Below are 17,696 nucleotides of genomic sequence, written 5' to 3' on the forward strand. Positions count from 1 at the left end.
CTAACCACCGATTCAGGGTTCTGGCTTCTGTTGGTACTCATAACCAACTCCTCTCTGATATGCCAAATCTACAAAACTACGTCTTAACTTCAAGCCATTCCTGTCCACTTTAGGCTGAAACGACACACCAGGAAGGCTTCTACCGGCGCGGCAGCCATTTGTGATACAGTTCCTCCTAAGCCCAAACTGTTACCGGCAATCTATTACTTTCCGACGACTGCCATTCTTTGTCGAGTGGCTCATTATTACCTCGAACTCCACATAAGTTTTCTGAGAATTAGATCGGGGCTGCCAAATGTCATCGGTTAGCTGTGATATACGTCTAACAAATCCAGCCGCCAACCTCCTGAATCTCATTAGGTTACGGATAAATGCACGCCGCATATCATTCTATCGAACCTGTAAAATTTTTGCACAATCTGCCGATAGAAACAATAATGATTAGCCCGCATTGTCTACGTTTGATAAACGTAATACAAAAGCGATAGATAAGAATTTGGCCAAATTAGGGATAACTAGATGGCTGATGATAAGAAAACCAAGAAACAGTTAATTAAAGATCTGGTTGAGTTGCGTCGAAGGGTGGAAGAGGCTGAATCCGGTTGCCGCCAGAATGCTGGTTGCAATGAAAACAACATGGCCGCACAATGGAAACTGGCATGCTCACTTGACGATATCCAGGACGGCTTGGTGCTACTCAACAAACTGGGTACTATCATCGATGTCAATCAGGCCGCCGCTGATATTTTCGGCGGCTCGAAAGATGAATTAATCGGTAAACAGTTCACCCAAATCGGCATATTCACCCAAAAGGATGTCCCCAATCTCTTGAGTCGGTTTAAGGATCTCCTCTGCGGCGGTAAACGCGAATTAACACTGCAGATCACCAATAAACTCGGGCGGACTGTCCATCTGGAAAGTTCCGTATCGGTGCGGAAGATGCCCGACGGGTCGGTTGGCATCGTGGCCATCGTAAGGGACATCACCGAGCGCAAACTGGCCGAGGAGACGCTACGGGAGAGTGAGCAGTTCAGTCGGGCGGTTATAGCAAATTCGCCTCTGGGAATCTCTGTGCGCAATCGGCATGGCAAACTGTTGTCGGTCAATCAGGCGTGGCGGGATATCTGGCAGGTTCCCGAGGAAACGGTCCGCGAGTATATGGCCGCTGGTCCGGATGAATTGAGATTTGACAACAAAGACTTCTCTCTGGGCGAGTGGCAGTCGGAAGTGGCGAGGATCTATCGCGAGGGCGGACGGGTTCACATTCCCGAACTTCGTCTGGACAATCATCGATTGGGCGAGCCGCGCTGGGTATCCCAGACGTTCTATGCTATCAACGACGAGAGCGGCCAGGTTGAACGGGTAGTGATTGTCACCAACGACATCACCGAGCGCAAACTGGCTGAGGAAGCCCTGCAAAATAACGAAGAGAAATATCGCTCTCTTTTTGAAAATATGCTGGATGCTTTTGCACTACATAAGATTGTGTTGGACGAAAACAATACGCCTATAGATTACATTTTCCTTGAAGTAAATAACGCTTTCGAAGTCCAGACAGGATCAATAAAAGAGGAAATAATTGGAAAAACAATTACAGAAATATTACCCGGCATTGAAAATGATCAAGCTGATTGGATTGGAGTTTACGGAAAAGTTGCTTTAAGCGGAGAAGAAATCGGGTTTGAACAATACTCAGAATTATTAAAGAAGTGGTATAGTGTTTCGGCCTTTTCCCCCAAGAAAAATCATTTCGCAACTATATTTACGGACATCACAGAACGCAAACGAACGGAAGACGCGTTGCGTGAGAGCGAGAAAAAATTTAAAAGAATAACCGAGCGCATATATGATGTGATCGTGGCGGCTGACCTGAAGGGTAATATCCTCTATGTATCTCCATCTATCATACGAGTGTTTGGATACCAGCCGGAGGAATTGATCGGTAAGAAAATCACAGCATTTGCCCCTAAAGCTGAAATTCCACACATTATTGAGACTCTTCAACTCATTGCTGTTGGAAAGGACGTGGAAGGATATCACTCCGAATTTATCAAGAAAAACAGCTCCATTGCCAGCGTTGAGTTAAATGCTGTGCCAATCATTGAGGGTGGTGAAATTGTCGGCGCTCAAGCAATTATTCGTGACATCACCGAAACCAAGCGATTGCGGGAGTTGGAGTCAAGAGCGGCTCGACTTGAAATGGCCGGAACGATTGCCGGACAGGTGGCTCATGACTTCAATAATCTTCTGGCGCCCATAATGGCGTACCCCGAGTTCATTCGCGATGAGCTTTCACACGACCACAAAGCCCATGCATATCTTGACGCCATCGAAAATGCCGCAAATAAGATTGCGGATATCAACCAGGATCTTTTGACAATGGGTCGACGAGGCCATTACAGCCAGGAAGTGCTTGACCTCAATCGAATCGTGCTGCAGGCCGCACAGGAGATGGAATCGAGGACAAGGACAGTGGCAATCAAGATGAATCTTTGCAAAGACCTTATGAAAATAAAGGGTGGGAATGCCCAGATTCATCGTATGCTCATTAATCTGCTGGTGAATGCCCAGGATGCCATGCAGGATATTGGGCAGATTACTATCAAGACCGAGGACTATTATGCCAATAATACTTCAGTTGCGTTCGGTCGCGTCCCCAAGGGGGAATATGTAAAACTCACTATTACCGACAACGGATGCGGTATTCCTGATAAAATTATCCAGAAGATCCTTGATCCATTCTTTACGACCAAGACAACTGATAAGAAGCAGGGTTCCGGGCTGGGGCTGAGTGTGGTTGATGCGGTCATGAAGGACCATAATGGCTATCTTGACCTGAGCAGTAAAGTCGGCCACGGAACATCATTTTACCTTTACTTCCCCGCTACCAAAGAAGATACGGGAGAGGATGATTCTAAGCATTTAGGCTCAGGAACAGAGACGGTACTAATAGCTGATGATGATGATATCCAGCGAGAAGTCACTTCGAGACTACTGACGAAGATTGAATACAAGGTCAGTTCTGTTGAGAGTGGTGAGAAGGCCATCGAATTTCTCCTGAAAAATCCGCAGGACCTCCTGATCCTCGATATGGTGATGCCGGGCGGGATCGACGGGGCTGAGACATACCGACGAATTCTTGAGATCAGCCCGGGCCAACAGGCTATTATCCTATCTGGGTTTTCGGAGTCGGATCGAGTTTTCGAAGCTCAGAGGCTGGGAGCCGGCGCCTTTGTAAGAAAGCCAGTCACAAAGAGTGTCATTGCGGCTGCCGTCAGAGCGGAGTTGGATCGTAAGGTTGATAAATCAGTTCAAACGCCCGTATCTGTAACAACTTCCAAATAATTCAACAAAATTCCGAACCTGCCAATATCGCCTTCTTGTCCGGGCAACAATATATACAACGATAACTTAGGTGATCTATATTTTAGGTTGCAGATAATCAAAAGCAATGTAATAAATCTATCCAGAATGCCGATAAATAGGAGGACAGCAATTTTATATGTTGTTTGAAATTAGGGGGCATTAAAGTCAGTTAGGGCAATCACTCTATATATTCCAAAATGACTTCAATGTCATGGAAGTTTATCAACATGACCTTAAAGTTTTGTGGATGGGAAATGAAGGGGAAACACAGGCTTTTTCTACGGATTGTAATTCTTTGTTCAGTAGTTGCAATTGTAGTTGGGGCTACCTTCAGAATACTATATACCGCCGCTTTTGAACAGCAACACTCACGATTGGCAGAGGTTGCTCAAAGCCAAACGCGGCTGGTCGAAGCCATCGCCAAATATGATTTGCCACCAATCCTTCGAAATCGCGGAGCAGAGATCGCGGATGATGGATGACAAAAACCACAGAAGTAGCATGCGGAATAAGTAGAAGGGCTCCGGTTTGAGCGGTACGGAAAAGACAAGAATGACACGCGATATGAGAGAAGCGGGGAAAGGTCGGAAACATGCGTCCAGGGTGACAAAGTATGCCCTGCTACTGGCGGCGGGATGGACACTGGTCATCATCGCTTCGCTGGTGTGGAACTATTTTCACGAACAGGATGGGGCACTCACCGCGGCGAGGGTGGCCGCCCGGGCTCAATTTGCAAAAGACGTTATCTACCGCCGTTGGAATGCTGGCTATGGTGGCGTCTATGTTCCGATATCTGATTCATGCCAGCCAAACCCGCATTTGGCAGATGTCGAGGAACGCGATATCGAAACCCCCTCGGGTCGACGTCTGACGCTGATCAATCCGGCCTATATGGCACGCCAGGTTCATGAGTTGGGTTGGCAGGCCGAAGGGATACGCGGGCACATCACGAGCCTTAACCCGATTCGTTTGGCCAATGCCGCTGACCCCTGGGAAAAGGTCGTACTGGGATCCTTCGAGCGGGGCGAGCGGGAATTCGCCTCCGTCGAATCACTCGACGGTAAGTCGCATCTACGGCTGATGCGTCCCTTGGTGACTGAGAAGGGGTGCCTCAAGTGCCATGCCAAACAGGGTTACAAGGAAGGCGACATACGCGGCGGGATTAGCATGTCGATGCCAATGGCTCCGTACACCGCAATCATGCGGAAAAACACTGCGGCTATCGGTGTCGGCCATGGCGTGTTATGGCTGCTGGGCCTTGTGGCGCTGACGTTGGGCGCCCGCAACATCTGGCGCCGTGAGCGCGAACGTAAGCGGGCGGAGGTGGCGCGCGAACGCGAGCAGGAATTCATGCAGACGGTCATCGACGGGTTTCCCGAAGGCCTGATGGTAGTGAACCACGACTATACGATCGCGCTGGCTAATCGAATGATTTGCGATATGGCTGGAGAGAAAGACCCGGTAGCTGCCTGTCTGAAATGCCACCAGATTTCTCACAAAAACGAATCCCCATGTGAAGACAAGGAGCATTCCTGCCCCCTGCGTCAAGTTATCGAAACGTGCGCGCCCGTCACGGTCGAACACCTTCACTACGACGCCAGGGGCCAAGAGATAGCTTTCGAGATCACTGCCGCGCCCATCTTCGACGCGAGCGGTGAGGTCGTTCAGATAATCGAGTCATACCGTAATATCACCGAGCGCAGGCGGGCGGAAGAGGCGCGCAAGAAACTCCTGCACGACATGGGCGAACGCGTTAAGGAACTTCAATGCATGTATAGTGTGGCAGAATCTATCCGGACACGAACCACCCTGGAGGAGATATTCCATGATGTGGCCGAGTTAATCCCCCCCGCATGGCATTACCCGGAGATCACAAGAGGCAAAGTGATCTTTGATGGGAAGAAGTATGTTTCAGAGCCATTCGAGGAGACCCGGTGGAAGCAGTCAGGCGACATCATTATGAACGGTGAGTTCCGGGGGTTGATAGAGGTTTATTATCTGGAGGAGCGCCCGGAGCTGGATGAAGGTCCGTTCATGACAGAGGAACGAAACCTGATCGACGGGATGGCCAGGAATATTAGCGAAGCTATAGAGCGCAAACAGGCGGAAGAGGCATTAATAGAATCGGAACGCCATTATCAGGAATTGTTTAGTTCCGTTATGGAAGGCATCGGTATTGTCGATGAAAACGAAACAATAAAATTCGTCAATCCGGCTTTTGTAAAGATATTCGGGGAAAATTCGGCAAATGACATGCTGGGGAAAAATCTTCTCGACTACTTCTCTGAAAGCCAGAAGAATATTATTCTTTCGGAAACTGACAAAAGAAAAACCGGAGATAGTTCTCAATACGAGTTGGAAATAACAACTGCGGAAGGCATGAAAAAACATCTTCATGTTTCCATAACGCCAAGATTTAATAAGAACAATGAATATAGAGGAGCCTATGGTTCAGTTCTGGATATTACCGAAACCAGGCGTCTGAAGGATTTGGAATCCCGGGCTCAGCGTCTCAAAACCGCCGGACAGATTGCCGGTCAGGTAGCTCATGATTTCAATAACTTACTGGCGCCTCTGGTTGCCTATCCGGAATTTATCAGAGATGGGCTTCCCGAAAATCACTCTGTTTTGACTTTTCTGGATGACATGGAAAATTCCGCTCGAAAGATCGCCGATATTAATCAGCAGCTTCTGACGTTAGGAAGACGCGGACATTATAATCAGGAATTATTTAACCTCAATGAATTGGTCGAACAGGCTATCAAGGAACTGGAGGCGGTTCCGGATACTTTGAGTATCAAGACCGACCTGGATTTGACATTGATGAATACAAAAGGCGGCAAAGCTCAACTATATCGCGTTTTAATAAACCTGTTAAACAATGCCCGGGATGCGACGCGAGACACCGGTGAAATTTATATCAAAACCGAAAATTGGTATATCGAAGAGGACATTGATGGTTACAATCGGATCCCCGTTGGGGAGTATGCCAGGGCGTCTATTACCGATAAGGGCTGTGGAATTCCCGAGGATGTTCAACATAAAATATTTGATCCCTTTTACACGTCTAAATCTACGGATAAAAAGAGAGGCTCCGGTCTGGGATTAAGCATCGTTGATTCGGTCGTGAAAGACCACGGTGGGTTTATTGATCTGGATTCTACCGTCGGGGAAGGGACGACTTTCCATTTATATTTTCCCATCGCCCGAGACGTTAGAGACAAAAATGAACAGGTTCAACCAATGGCCGGCTCAGAAAAAATGCTGGTTGTTGACGATGACGAAATTCAAAGACAGGTGACTTCCCGATTGCTAAAAAAACTGGGATATCAGGTCGTCATTGCCGAAAGCGGCAATAAGGCGATTGAGCTGGTTCGGGAAAATTCATATGATTTGATTTTACTCGATATGATTATGCCTCCCGGAATTGATGGGGTGGAGACATTTAAGCGCATTAGAGAAATTAAATCCGATCAAAAAGCTATAATTGTATCCGGTTTTTCCGAAACGGATCAAGTTATGAAAGCGAAGTCGATGGGTGTTGGCGCGTTCGTAAAAAAGCCTTTAACTAAGAAAACTCTTATGATGGCCGTCAGAAGAGAACTGGACAGAAAGAACGAACCGGTTGTATCGTAATTGTTTTAACCTAATTTCGAAATTTCCCATATACCAAATCCAAGTCAGGATTTTTTTTGCTGCGGAGTAAACATTTATATTGTCCGAGAATAAATTAACAGCGATATTCCATAATTGCCGAACAGTCTATTGATACGTAGCATATTAATCGCTTGAACAGGCGGGGCTTAAATGTCAGGTTTACTTGCGTACCGTTCACAATTTAATTCACTCAACAATTGTCATCACTTAATATCAAACTCTCTCGGTGCAATGCCGAATCAGACCGCGGAAATGCTTTCCCAATTTGCCCGGATGTGGGCCGATCGCTCTGTACGAGCCTGGGAAGAAAAATGGTGGATGCTGGCCAGGGAAGTGGGTGATAAAATCGGCCGTCTAATCAACGCGCCTTCAAATTCCGTAACAATGCAGCCCAACGTAACCAGCGCCGAGGCGGTAATTCTTTCCTGCTTTGATTTTCAAGCCAAACGCAATAAAGTAGTCATGGTTGATGCTGAGTTTCCTTCGCTGTTATATTTGTATAAATCCTGGCTTGGACCGGCCGGTCGATTGGAAATTGTTGAATGCGGAGCCGGCCCGATCCTCCCTCTCGAAAAACTTCTTGATGCTATTGATGAAAAAACGCTGCTGGTCTCGATTTCGAGCGTATTTTTCAGATCTTCATACTTAATCGATGCCGCCGCGGTTATCGAAAAGGCTCACCAGGTGGGCGCAAAGGTTGTTCTTGATATTTACCAGGCCTTTGGCGTGGTACCTCTGGATGTTAAAAAACTGGAAGTTGATTTTGCCGCTGGCGGTTGTTTGAAATGGATATGCGGTGGACCAGCCGCCTGTTTCCTGTATGTCAGACCCGATTTGTCATCCAAACTTAAACCGCGCATTACCGGATGGCTGGCGCATGTCGAACCGTTTGCCTTTGAAGCACAACAAATGAATTATACCGACGGCGCTTATCGGTTTTTAAATGGCACGCCGTCGGTCTTGTCTTTTTATGTTTGCCAACCGGGTCTTGATATAGTCTCAGAAATTGGTGTCGAAAGGATCCGGAAGAGATCGCTTGAGATGACAACGAGAATGATTGATAACGCCGCCGGGAAAGATTGGTCTGTTTTCGTGCCGCAAGAGGAAGAACTGAGGGGCGGTACGGTAGCGCTGAATATACCTCATGCCCAGCGAATCTCAAAAATACTCCTGGAACGGGATTTCCTGATTGATTATCGCCCCGGAGTGGGAATTCGCGTCTCACCTCATTTTTACAATACCGACCAGGAGATAGATGATATCTTTGATGAAATCGAAAAGATAAAGGCCGAGGAAAATTGGTAACCTTCTCCGCATTTACTATTATCGCAAATCACTCAATTCTGGGCTGGGTTTGCGCTCTCAAACGTCCCCATTATATTTTTTATCCTTAGTTTTTCAGTATTTTGCGTTCTTTTTATGCCCCTAATATTCGAATTCGTAATTAGGGGCCGAAATGTCAAAAGAGCTTGAATCCGCCGAAGAGCTCTACCCCGCCAAACCTTGGCGGCCGCCCTTGGAAATGAACTGAATCGAAAGAAAACAGCAGCGATCTAATCGCAATTGAGTAATCTTCCGGTATGATAGTTCATACTTTCACTCCTCGCCACTACTTGAGTATGAATCCGTCGAATATCCAATTATCCCCGGGAATAAAATTTCCCACAATTGAGCGAACGCTCATCAATTCGACCTGATTTTTGCATTTGGAGCAGCATTTATTGTAATCAGAATCGGCGCAGTTTTTTTCCCGAATACTCTTCTCTTGCCTGACGATCTTAAGCACTTATTCCTCCTCTAATATTTTTGTATATGTATATATGTCTATATATGGATAAAAGTTTCAATTATTTTTTGGCTTTTCGAATATTTTTACATGGCATTGAAAGTCAATGGCTTGATAATAGAAATAAGAATGAAGCTTCCTATGGTGTATTAACTTAGAAGCTGATTCCAGAAGATTACTTGTACTTGAGTCGAAGCCGGTACATTATTTCCGGAGAGATCACTAAAAATCAATCCGTCCGAATTTAAAAGTGCCGACAATGCCGCCGATGACTTCTTTTCCGAATACTCGGCCGTAATACCGCTCCGGGTCCGCCGGAATTTTCCCGGCCAGATAAGCAGCCGCCCGCCCGGCCTGATTTGCTCGGGATTAATAACCGCGTTTTCGGCACGAATCTCATAATCATCTCGACCGATCAATTTCTTTAGAACTGGAATAACAAAAACGGCGCAGGTTACGGCGGTTGATAACGGATTCCCCGGCAAACCAAACAACAACCGTTGACTTTTTTTGGCGAAGAAGATTGGTTTGCCCGGTTTGATTCTCGCCTTATGAAAAACCTGCTCGAAGCCGATTTTATTCGCCGCTCCGATAACGAGATCTTTTTCGCCAGCCGATACCCCGCCGCTTGTAATGATGACGTCAAAATCAGCCGAGAGGGCTTGCTCGAGTTTTTCAGATTCATCGATAACCGTCGGACCGATTTCAATCCGTTCGACAAAGGGTTTAATTAGAGACGAGACAGTGTACTTGTTACTATCATATATTTGTCCGAATTTTAATTTTTCGCCGGGGGAAACGAGCTCATTGCCGTTGGAAAACACAAGTACGGACGGCTTTTTAAATACCGAAACTTCTTTAAGACCGATTCCGGCCAGGATACCGATGTCAAGGGGAGTCAATAAATGACCTCGTTTTAATACGAGTTGGTCTTTATGTATATCTTCCCCGGCCGGCCTTATGTTTTTCCCCTGAGTAATAGGCTTTGCAAAAACAACATGGGCATCATCATAAACCGTATCTTCGAATTTAACAACCGTATCAAATTTATCCGGCACAGGAGCCCCGGTCATTATTCTAATCGGTCGATTTTCCGATATTTTCGCGCTGCCGGAATCACCGGCAAAGACAGTCGTATCGATCGGCAATTTAATTGGATTATCGGGTGAGCATCTTTCCAACCATTCGGCCCGAACGGCAAATCCATCCATCGCGGAATTTCTAAAGGGTGAGATCGATAATGGCGAGATTATATCTCTTGAAAGAACATAAGAGACGGCGTCTTCAATCGGTTTTGCCATTTCACCGAGCGGATTAGCAGCATCAAAGATCAAGGAAGAAGCTTCTTCGAATTCAATCATTTTGTTTTGAATCCTTCTGGCAATCTTTTAATTGTCCGGCGATTAGCCTGAGGGGATGCCCAATTATGGGGAGCAAAAACTCGAGTATTTCACTAACCGCCTTGGGTGAACCGGGCAAATTAATTATAAATGAATTTTTGGCGACTCCCGATACGGCCCGGGAAAATATGGCGTTAGAAGAATACTGGGCGCTAAATGTTCGTATCGCCTGGTCAACTCCCGGAGTAGGTTTCTCAATTATCTTTTTGGTAACCTCGGGTGTGATATCTCGCGGGGTGCATCCGGTACCGCCAGATGTAAGAATCAAGCAGGTATCAGACGCGATCATTTTATTGAGGGCGGCCGTTAATTTCTCGGCATCATCGGGGACAATATCGGTATGCTCTATTGAATATTTTGATTCATCGAGAAATGACCGAAATGCCGGAATGCATTTATCTTCCCGCTCACCCGCTGAAGCCCGATCGGAAACGATTATTATGCCGACTGAAAATCTCATATTATTCGAGCGCGACCGTATCACCGACTGATATTTCTCCGCTTTCGACGACGCGCGCGAAGACGCCTTCCCGAGGCATGATGCAGTCGCCGACCAGTTTTTTTATCTGGCAACCGTTATGACACTTTTTACCAATTTGCGTGATAATTAGTTTTATGCCTTTGCCAATGGTAACCGTGTCGCCGATTTGAACCCGCGATAAATCGATTCCGGCAGTGGTTATATTCTCCGCAAAATCGCCTGGCTGAACATTCAGCAGTTCATGTTTGACTTTGACAAATGATTCCAGGGGCAACAGGGATACCTGTCTTTTACTCCCAAAATGAGCGTCGCCCTCCATGCCCTTATCCATAATCAGGTGGGCTGATTCGACGTTTTTCTTTTTTCCCCCTTTATTTTTGGAAATCGAAATTCTATGTATTTTCCCGGCCGAAGTCACCTGACTTGCCTCCTGTTTTCTCAAGTAGCATCAAATCTGAAATGACAATATCTTTATGTACCGCTTTGAGCATATCATAAACCGTCAGGGCCGCGACGGAACAGGCTGTCAGAGCTTCCATCTCCACTCCGGTTCGCGACGAGCACCTAACAGTCGAAAAGATTTTTATCATATTTTGGGATTGGTCGAATTCAAATTCAATTTCAACATGATTTAACGGTAGTTGATGACAGAGAGGAATTAATTCCGAAGTTTTCTTGGCCGCCTGAATTCCGGCCAGTTTTGCCACCGTTATAACGTCGCCTTTGGCGCTGCGATTTTCACGAGCGATCTCAAAACTTGTCTCATTTAGTTTAACAGAAACAGTTGCTCTTGCCTGGCGATTGGTAATCTCTTTTTCGCCGACATTTACCATTCGAGCCTTTCCGTCTGAATCGAGATGGGTCGGTTTATTCATATTATCCCCCGACCTGATAAAATGAAGGCAGACTATTGAGATTATTCATCGCGGCATTACATCCTCGAAGATTTTTCGACGCCAATATCTGCGACAATTTGTTCTGCAAATCAATTGATTTATCATTCAGTATACTAAACAGATTAAATCCTTGTGAAGAAAACAGGCAGCCGTATATCATCCCATCGGCGGTCAATCGAATTCGATCGCATGAGGCGCAAAAAGGATGGCTGACCGGGCTGATAAATCCTACCCGAATATCCAAATCCGGCGAGCTGAAGTAACGGGCCGCTGCCGAATCTTTATGAGGCAATGGAGAAAATTCGTATCTTGAATTTGCCCTCAGCTCTTCATTAGCCAGATACCCTCTCCTTTGTTTATTATTATGCCGGGTAGGCATGTATTCAATAAATCTGATATCGATGCCCATTGTGTTCGCGAATTCAATCATATCATCGGCTTCATCGTCATTAACACCGTTGATGAGAACGCAATTCAATTTTACTTCCGATATTGATTCACGGGTGGATTCGATTCCTCTGATTACTTTATCGAAGCCATCAACCGATGTTATAGACCTGAATTTATCGGGATTGAGAGTATCGAGGCTGATATTAACGCTGTCAAGTCCGCTTTCGGCATACAAAGGCGCGAGTTTTTCGAGAAGAAGTCCGTTTGTAGTTATTGCGGTAAAAATATCGGGATCGAATTCTTTGGCGTGGCTTATGAGTTTGGGGAGCGGTTTATAAAGAGTAGGTTCGCCGCCGGTAAATCGAATTTTGCGTATGCCCAATTGATGCAATGCGCGAATAGCATCAAAAAATTTCCCGGGAGGGATTTGAGGCAATTTCGGATCATTTGTTCCCGGCGGACGGCAATAGAAACAGTTCAAATTGCAATTAGACAATAATGATAATCGAAGATATTCTGGCATCTTAATCGCGTTCATGGTCATCATCCTCGGGTTGCAAGCCAAAACGGCCAATCACAAATTCAGCCAACTCTTCCGTTTTGTCGAGAGGGAAATAATCGTTCGCCATATTGTTATTAACGGGTCCGTAAACGGCAATAATATGGTCGGAGCTAATCTCTCCTAAATCATCAATTTTGCGTGTCAAAAGTATCGTGGACCTTTTTGCTCCTTTATTACCTTCAACAAAGCAAACATCACAGTTGTTCTTGAGAAACTCAAAAATTTTTACCCTGTTTTCTTCATCGGGTGAGGCGAAAAGCGCCATGTCGGCGCTGCTAATCCCGACCGTAAAGCGCGCCCCGGCCCGCCGGTGGCGAAAAGTATCTTTACCTTCGGTATCAAAAGTATGCGAATGAAAAGTATGTTTTACCGTCGCCACTCTCAACCCGCGATGGCTCAGAAGGGAGGCCATTTTTTCTATCAATGTTGTTTTGCCGGAATTCCGGGCGCCGATAATACCTATTTCAATCATAACTCGACCCCCGATAATTCCGCGTCCCGGGGAGTATTGATATTTCTCCACTTTTTATTCGGTACCGGCAGAAGCCGGGTATCTAATTTTCCAACCGCATCCTGCATTTTGAAATTTCCTCGCTCAGCCATTGGCAGCATAACCTTCAATGCCGACTTGTGGTAAATGCCGCACAGAGGCTGGGACAGACCATCTTCACTATACCCAAGAAATTGCTCAACCCTGTAGAGCCTGAATAAATCGGTGAGATTTTGGGGAGTTATATCAATCAAATCGGCGGCCGTGATGAAGCAAATATCTTCGGGGCAATCCTCGAGAGCCGAAATAACTCCCGCCATTGGTCCCCGAGCGTGAGGGTAGTCGGATAGCACTTTGAAAGTTTCAGATTGATTAATTCCAACTCCATTGCCAACCAGTTTTATATCATCGCATACTGAGGCGCATGTTTCAATTATGCGTTCCAAAAGCGACAGGCCTTTTAGCTTCAAATGCAGTTTATCTGTTCCCATCCTGGAACTGGAACCGCCGGCAAGTATGTAAGCGAATCGAGTCATATTAAAAAATCCATAGCCCGACGGCTATGGATTAAAAAAAATCCCTCTCCTTTGCCAATTCGGGCAGGCTGGGCGATTACTCCCCCAACCGTAGAGTCCCCGCCGACCTCGTGGGCGCAACGGGATTCGGAGATATTCGAAATCTATTGTCAATTAGATGATACTGTGTTTGGGCGTGAGCCTCCTCAACTATCTTCTTTACAATTCACGAAAGCCTCAAATTTCGTTGAACTTTGAGGCAATCAATTACTTAATTTGGAATTTACGAAAATCTTAAGAGGATTCCAAATTATTTTCATCAAAGAGTCATCTATATTACCTAAATTTCAATAAGACCGCGCCAGGCCCTTATGAATGTAAATTCATCCATTTCGATCGGATTTACGTTAATGCAATCTGATATAAATTTGATATTTTTGTTGGGATTGAGAATTGTCTGCAATAAGTAAAAGAAATTGCCTGGATGAAATTGATCGAATTTAGGAATTGTTTAGCTCAATTGCCGGGCTTCTTCAGAAACCTCGGCCATGCATTGAGACCAAATGCTATACATCTCGTCATCACGGGTACGCGAGTTAATCACCAGGTCGGCTTTACCTTCTCCAATCATGGTCTCGAAGCATTTGAGAATAACCGGATCGAAAGTAGTGGCTGATTCCTTCCTCATGATTTCGAGGGCCGTTTGAACATCGCGGGCCGGACGGTAAACTCGGTCGGACGTGAGGGCGTCAAATACATCGGCGACACAGATTATTCTGGCGCCCAGGGGAATATCCTCGCCTTTGAGACCCAATGGATAACCGGTGCCATCCAATTTTTCATGATGATGGAGAATTGATGGTTTGACATCCCATGGAAGTTCCTTGGCCCTAAGAAGTTCAACGCTTAATTCCGGGTGTTTCATGATATGCAAATATTCTTTTTTGGTTAGTTTTCCCGCCTTTTTCAAAACTTCATCTTTAATGTTTATCTTGCCAATATCATGTAAAAGCGCCGCGGCCGCGATCGTTTTCAGCATATTGGTCGGAAGCCCCAACTCACGAGCTAATAGAAGAGCCAGGGAGGCTACCCGATCGGAATGACCCTTGGTATACTTATCTTTAAGATCGACATCTTTCGCCATGGAGTCAAAAATTTCGAGATATAATTTTTCAATGGAATTGATAACCTGCTCGGTTTGTTCTCGCTTCCCCTCGGCTTTGATGCTGGCATAAATCTGGTAGGAGGATTCCAGATCATTGAGGGCTTCAAAATGATTTTGTGTAGCTCGATAGAGTTTACCGCGTTCAAGAAGCACTTCCGCTTCAAGAAATCGGGTTCCCATGTCACGGCTTATTTCGAGAGCCGTTTCAAAAAACTGCTTCGAAACTTCATATTCTTCTTCATGAAAAGCGATCTTGCCGGCGATTCTTTTGACTTCAATCAAATGGCTGTTAACCAGCCCGGTTTCCTGCAGATAAGCATCGGCATTCTGGCAATGGATTTTGGCGTTGGTCAAATCGCCTTTTTTCAGAAACAGGTCAGCCAAATTGATATTGACTATTAAGGTCAAAGATGCATCGTTAATGCTCCGCGCGATATCGTTGGCTTCTTTGAAATATTCAAAAGCGTCGTCTTCTTTGCCCTGTTCAAGATATGCGATAGCGATATTATTTTTTGTATAAGCGCTTTTACGGACCTGATTATTGGCCTCATAGATTTTCAGAGATTCAGAATATAATTCCAGCGCCTTCTCGCGATTGCCTTTCATATTCATAATAGCGCCGAGATTATTGACCAAATCGGCGTAAAGAATCTCATCGCCGATTTTTTCGGCCAGCTCGATAGCCTGACCATAATTGACTTCGGCTTCTTCAAATTCGCCCAATTCGAGATAAATAACTCCCAGGTTGCGCAGCGCTTTGCAAGTACCCCGATCGTTTTTTAATCTTCGATTGGACCCGATTGCCCGCTGTACGTATCCCAGGGCTCGATCAAAATCGCCCTGTTTGGCCAACAATTGTCCAATTTGTGTGAAGGTCTCCGCCTTGATATTCAATTGGCTGGCATCACGGCAATATTTTAATATTTTCTGGAATTCATTTATGGCTTCATCATACTTACCCTGGGCGGAAAAAGCCTTACCTTTTTCCTGATGCAACTCAAAACGGAGTTCAAGAGAAAACTCCGGAAGACCTTTGGAGTCCCAAATTTCTTCCAGAGTACATAAGTAATTGATGGCTCTGTCGTATTCAAAATCTTTGTTCGCGCTCTTTGCCAGAGCCATCAAGTTACTTATTGTTTTCGCCCAATCTCCATCAACATTAAGCTGAATACTCTGTGAAGTCTTACCCGCCTCACGCTTAATGCTGATTTCACGGGTCATGTCCTGGTAAGCGTTAGCCACTTAATCCTCGCTTGAAATGATCCAGGGCTTGAACGGCATCGTGCAGACCCTTATCCATTCCAACCGATCGATACACATTAATCGCCGCGTCAAGCTTGGCAATAGCCTCGTAGCTATTACCCAGTTCTTTTGCCAGAAGGCCCTGTTCGTACAATACATCGGCTTCCAAGGCAGACAGTTTATGCTCAATTGTCATTTGGAGCGTTTCCTCAAGCAATTTCTTTGATTCTGTTAAATTCCCGGTCAATCTTAAGGTTTTACATTCCAGTACACCGAGTTCAGCTTCCAATGCTTTTGAAGATAATCCGGGAAGTATTTTGCGAGCGGTTTTCAGGACTGACTTTGCCAAACGATATTCTTTGTTTTCCAAATAACATTTGGCAATGTTTTGATAACATATTTCTACCAAATTGAGATCTTTCTCTTCCAAAGCCAGGGCCAGGGCTTTATTCAGACTATCGGTGGCCGCCAAAGTGTCCCCCAGTTCAGTCTGAGTCAGACCGATGTTCAATAAAACATAACCCTGTCGAATTAAATTGCCCGTACTCTGAAAATCAGCCAGGCAGAGTTTAAAGGTATTAATTGACTCCTGTAATTTGCCGGTAGCTGATTGAATAGCTCCGAGAGTATTTAATATAGTCGCCCGGAGTTGATAATCATTTGCCTCAGATACCCATTCGAGGGCAGTCTGGCAAAGATGTTCGGATTCGCGATAGTTGCCTTGCTGAAACAGCATATTGGCTCGATTTCTGGCGCATTGCGCCGCACCGCCGGGATTTTCCAGTTCAATGAAAATCTGTTGGGCTTCACGATAATTAAAGGCCGCTTTGTCCCAATCAGATTGCATCATCCAGGCCCGACCGGTCTCTTTGAGAATTTGAGCCCGTAGCTCTTTGTCACGAGACGCCTGTGGCGAGTCAATTGCCGGAACCAAAAGTTCCATTGCTACCACGGGATTTCCCTGTTTGAGCCAGTCTCGCGCCAAGTTAAGCAGAGCGAATCCATCGTTAATCCGGGAAGCTACTTCTTGATTTTCCTGATTTATGATTAACTCTTTCATCGTCCATTCCATCTTTTTAATGGTGAAATTTCCTGCTTATCCCAATTAGTCCGATATCAAGCCATAGGCTGAAAAATGATAAAGTTGGCCGACAACGATTTTTCGCTCAAAATCAATCTCGCAATCCATCTCAACGAAATTGCCATTACGGTTTATATAGACGATCCGGATAGTTGATTCATCAATACCGTTAAGATTGGCGTCACGATAAGACATTGTTACCGTAACCGGCTTATTAAAGACCAAACCATGAGTGCCGAACTCATTATAGAAAATCTCGGCATCCGGGATATCAATGCTGAATAAAGTGTCATTATCAATTGCCCCCGGAGGAATATCAAGAGCTACGTCATAAAGCTCAATTCTACCGCCTTCTTTAGCCGATATAGCCTTCTCAGTATAAAGGCTTAAACCCTTGGCGAACATAACCCCTTCATCGGTTCTGTTCAAGAGCCTTGGCCCGTCGCTGGAACTCGAATCAATCGCGACAGGGTTATTTGAACATGCCGTAAAAAGCATGACCAAACATGCTAAAATTACAATTGCCCCGATTTTGTTAACGCTGTTGAAAAGATTAAAACCCTTCATTTCAGCACTCCTTGTTTTTTGTGTGTGCCCTTTTCTCATTTGGAATAATCTTAAGCAAGGCCTGTGCCATTGATGTAAATTAGTCTTATCTTGTTGTA

At 45.5% G+C, this 17,696-nt stretch carries 14 protein-coding genes; 3 read left to right on the plus strand and 11 right to left on the minus strand.

Annotated features, from left to right (window positions below; genetic code table 11):
- Positions 1-519 precede the first annotated feature (519 nt).
- The 3 genes from V3V99_11675 (at position 520) to V3V99_11685 (ending at position 8,328) form a co-directional block, all read left to right on the plus strand.
- Complete coding sequence (locus tag V3V99_11675; GenBank protein ID MEE9443312.1) at positions 520-3,345, plus strand: PAS domain S-box protein; 2,826 nt, start codon at positions 520-522, stop codon at positions 3,343-3,345.
- A gap of 573 nt (positions 3,346-3,918) precedes the next feature.
- Positions 3,919-7,002 carry an ATP-binding protein gene (locus V3V99_11680; GenBank protein MEE9443313.1) on the plus strand — a complete coding sequence of 1,028 codons (3,084 nt, stop codon included), beginning with the start codon at positions 3,919-3,921 and terminating at the stop codon, positions 7,000-7,002.
- A gap of 171 nt (positions 7,003-7,173) precedes the next feature.
- A complete protein-coding gene (locus V3V99_11685) occupies positions 7,174-8,328 on the plus strand; it encodes an aminotransferase class V-fold PLP-dependent enzyme (protein ID MEE9443314.1) in 1,155 nt (384 codons plus the stop codon).
- A 304-nt stretch (positions 8,329-8,632) separates the two neighbouring features.
- Here V3V99_11685 and V3V99_11690 read toward each other — a convergent pair whose 3' ends face one another.
- The 11 genes from V3V99_11690 to V3V99_11740 all read right to left on the minus strand — a co-directional run bounded on the left by V3V99_11690 (position 8,633) and on the right by V3V99_11740 (position 17,598).
- Positions 8,633-8,809, minus strand: a complete 177-nt coding sequence (locus V3V99_11690) for a hypothetical protein (GenBank protein ID MEE9443315.1) — start codon at positions 8,807-8,809, stop codon at positions 8,633-8,635.
- Between the two features lie 149 nt (positions 8,810-8,958).
- Positions 8,959-10,170, minus strand: coding sequence for a molybdopterin molybdotransferase MoeA (locus tag V3V99_11695; GenBank protein ID MEE9443316.1), 1,212 nt, complete (start codon positions 10,168-10,170; stop codon positions 8,959-8,961).
- Positions 10,163-10,693, minus strand: coding sequence for a MogA/MoaB family molybdenum cofactor biosynthesis protein (locus tag V3V99_11700; GenBank protein MEE9443317.1), 531 nt, complete (start codon positions 10,691-10,693; stop codon positions 10,163-10,165). Before V3V99_11700 ends, V3V99_11695 begins: the two co-directional genes overlap by 8 nt.
- Positions 10,671-11,108, minus strand: coding sequence for an MOSC domain-containing protein (locus V3V99_11705; GenBank protein ID MEE9443318.1), 438 nt, complete (start codon positions 11,106-11,108; stop codon positions 10,671-10,673). The genes V3V99_11700 and V3V99_11705 overlap by 23 nt, the downstream gene beginning before the upstream one ends.
- Entirely contained in the window at positions 11,083-11,565 is a 483-nt protein-coding gene (gene moaC / locus V3V99_11710) for a cyclic pyranopterin monophosphate synthase MoaC (GenBank protein ID MEE9443319.1), read from the minus strand. The genes V3V99_11705 and moaC overlap by 26 nt, the downstream gene beginning before the upstream one ends.
- 1 nt (position 11,566) lies before the next feature.
- Complete coding sequence (locus V3V99_11715) at positions 11,567-12,514, minus strand: radical SAM protein (protein MEE9443320.1); 948 nt, start codon at positions 12,512-12,514, stop codon at positions 11,567-11,569.
- Positions 12,501-13,010, minus strand: a complete 510-nt coding sequence (gene mobB, locus V3V99_11720; GenBank protein ID MEE9443321.1) for a molybdopterin-guanine dinucleotide biosynthesis protein B — start codon at positions 13,008-13,010, stop codon at positions 12,501-12,503. Before mobB ends, V3V99_11715 begins: the two co-directional genes overlap by 14 nt.
- Positions 13,007-13,564 carry a molybdenum cofactor guanylyltransferase gene (locus V3V99_11725; protein ID MEE9443322.1) on the minus strand — a complete coding sequence of 186 codons (558 nt, stop codon included), beginning with the start codon at positions 13,562-13,564 and terminating at the stop codon, positions 13,007-13,009. Before V3V99_11725 ends, mobB begins: the two co-directional genes overlap by 4 nt.
- A gap of 490 nt (positions 13,565-14,054) precedes the next feature.
- Positions 14,055-15,950, minus strand: a complete 1,896-nt coding sequence (locus tag V3V99_11730; protein ID MEE9443323.1) for an HD domain-containing phosphohydrolase — start codon at positions 15,948-15,950, stop codon at positions 14,055-14,057.
- Positions 15,943-17,010: a tetratricopeptide repeat protein gene (locus tag V3V99_11735; protein ID MEE9443324.1), complete on the minus strand. Its 1,068-nt coding sequence runs from the start codon at positions 17,008-17,010 to the stop codon at positions 15,943-15,945. Before V3V99_11735 ends, V3V99_11730 begins: the two co-directional genes overlap by 8 nt.
- Positions 17,011-17,055: 45 nt before the next feature.
- Positions 17,056-17,598: a hypothetical protein gene (locus tag V3V99_11740; protein MEE9443325.1), complete on the minus strand. Its 543-nt coding sequence runs from the start codon at positions 17,596-17,598 to the stop codon at positions 17,056-17,058.
- Between the last annotated feature and the right edge of the window lie 98 nt (positions 17,599-17,696).

Source organism: Candidatus Zixiibacteriota bacterium, assembly GCA_036480375.1.
Classification (GTDB): Bacteria; Zixibacteria; MSB-5A5; order GN15; family JAAZOE01; genus JAZGGI01.

Excerpts from the sequence above, each read along its gene's own strand:
- V3V99_11675 (MEE9443312.1), top strand. The coding sequence starts at position 520 with ATGGCTGATGATAAGAAAACCAAGAAACAGTTAATTAAAGATCTGGTT.
- V3V99_11680 (MEE9443313.1), top strand. The coding sequence starts at position 3,919 with ATGACACGCGATATGAGAGAAGCGGGGAAAGGTCGGAAACATGCGTCC.
- V3V99_11685 (MEE9443314.1), top strand. The coding sequence starts at position 7,174 with ATGTCAGGTTTACTTGCGTACCGTTCACAATTTAATTCACTCAACAAT.
- V3V99_11695 (MEE9443316.1), bottom strand. The coding sequence starts at position 10,170 with ATGATTGAATTCGAAGAAGCTTCTTCCTTGATCTTTGATGCTGCTAAT.
- moaC (MEE9443319.1), bottom strand. The coding sequence starts at position 11,565 with ATGAATAAACCGACCCATCTCGATTCAGACGGAAAGGCTCGAATGGTA.
- V3V99_11715 (MEE9443320.1), bottom strand. The coding sequence starts at position 12,514 with ATGAACGCGATTAAGATGCCAGAATATCTTCGATTATCATTATTGTCT.
- mobB (MEE9443321.1), bottom strand. The coding sequence starts at position 13,010 with ATGATTGAAATAGGTATTATCGGCGCCCGGAATTCCGGCAAAACAACA.
- V3V99_11725 (MEE9443322.1), bottom strand. The coding sequence starts at position 13,564 with ATGACTCGATTCGCTTACATACTTGCCGGCGGTTCCAGTTCCAGGATG.
- V3V99_11735 (MEE9443324.1), bottom strand. The coding sequence starts at position 17,010 with ATGAAAGAGTTAATCATAAATCAGGAAAATCAAGAAGTAGCTTCCCGG.
- V3V99_11740 (MEE9443325.1), bottom strand. The coding sequence starts at position 17,598 with ATGAAGGGTTTTAATCTTTTCAACAGCGTTAACAAAATCGGGGCAATT.